Annotated in this window: 3 protein-coding genes; 2 read left to right on the top strand and 1 reads right to left on the bottom strand. The window is 73.8% G+C overall.

Annotation, left to right across the window (positions count from 1 at the left end; all coding sequences use genetic code 11):
* The first annotated feature begins 70 nt into the window (after positions 1 to 70).
* Both ABZ646_RS47090 and ABZ646_RS47085 read left to right on the top strand, forming a co-directional pair.
* The gene (locus ABZ646_RS47090) at positions 71 to 235 is read left to right on the top strand and encodes a hypothetical protein (RefSeq protein ID WP_360534054.1); all 165 of its coding nucleotides are present in this window, start codon (positions 71 to 73) and stop codon (positions 233 to 235) included.
* The gene (locus tag ABZ646_RS47085; RefSeq protein ID WP_360534051.1) at positions 235 to 723 is read left to right on the top strand and encodes an MSMEG_6728 family protein; all 489 of its coding nucleotides are present in this window, start codon (positions 235 to 237) and stop codon (positions 721 to 723) included. The genes ABZ646_RS47090 and ABZ646_RS47085 overlap by 1 nt, the downstream gene beginning before the upstream one ends.
* Positions 724 to 769: 46 nt before the next feature.
* On the opposite strand, the gene ABZ646_RS47080 is transcribed toward ABZ646_RS47085, so the two are convergent.
* Positions 770 to 1,030: an SDR family oxidoreductase gene (locus ABZ646_RS47080; protein ID WP_360534048.1), complete on the bottom strand. Its 261-nt coding sequence runs from the start codon at positions 1,028 to 1,030 to the stop codon at positions 770 to 772.
* Positions 1,031 to 1,132 lie beyond the last annotated feature (102 nt).

Below are 1,132 nucleotides of genomic sequence, written 5' to 3'. Positions count from 1 at the left end.
GCAGTCGATGAGGGCCCGTGAGTTTTCCGTAAATGCGATTCGATGAAGCGGTCCGGACAGTGGAAGATCCGTGCCCGCCGTGCAGGAGTGCGACGACCTCGCCCACGCCGTTCGACTCCGCGAGCCGGGGGAACACGGCGGGGAGGCAAGCGGTACCACGATCGCGACGAGCACGTCCGGCAGGCAGGCCGGCCACATGCCGGCCGCGCCGGGCGGGAAGCGGGACGGTGACTGATGCAGACGTTCCTCCCCGACCCCGACTTCCGGCGCACCGCGCAGCTCCTGGACCGACGCCGGCTGGGCAAGCAGCGTGTCGAGGCGCTCCAGGTCCTGCGCGGCCTGACCGTCCCCGGCTACGGATGGCGCCGGCACCCGGCCGTACGGATGTGGACCGGGTACGAGGAGGCGCTCGTGCGGTACGGCCTGGAGATCTGCCGGGTCTGGCGGGAGCAGGGGCACCAGGACAGCTGCGCCGCCTCCCTGGTCGCCGGGCTCGCCGCGTGCCGTCCGGGCGCTCAGGTGCGCGACCAGGCGGAACTGGCGGCCGCCGGTGAGCTGCCGCCCTGGCTCGGCGACGAGGCGTTCCACGAGAGTCACCGCTCGGCACTCGTCCGCAAGGACCGGGAGGTGTACGCCGGTCTGTTCCCCGGGGTGCACGACGACCTGCCGTACGTGTGGCCCGCGTCGGACCGCGGGCCACGGGAGACGCCGACCGGCGGGTGATCAGGTCACCGGACCCGCGTGCGGTGCTCCGGGGCAGGCCCCTGGCTCACCACGTGGGGACGAACCCTCCGTCGATCCGCAGGTCGCTGCCGATGATGTTGGCGGCCCGGTCACCGGCCAGGTACACGACCAGGTCGGCGATCTCGGTGGGGCGGGAGAAGCGTCCGCTGACGGTGGCGGCCGCGGCCTGCGCCATGACGTCCCGCGCATCCAGACCCGCCGCGGCCGAGACGGTGTCGGCCACTCCCCCGCCGCCGAGCCACAGGTCCGTCTCCACCGGGCCGGGGCTGACACTGTTGACGCGCACGCCCCCTTACCCGTGCGCCGCGGCACGGACCGCCCCGGCCAGCCGGGCGTCGTCCTCGGGAGGCACCGTCCGCAGATCGAGCAGACAGCGCCCCGCCTCCAG

Source organism: Streptomyces sp. NPDC007162 (assembly GCF_040634175.1).
Classification (GTDB): Bacteria; Actinomycetota; Actinomycetes; order Streptomycetales; family Streptomycetaceae; genus Streptomyces.
The sequence above is the reverse complement of the archived record's forward strand: the minus strand, read 5'-3'. Positions and strand labels throughout refer to the sequence as shown.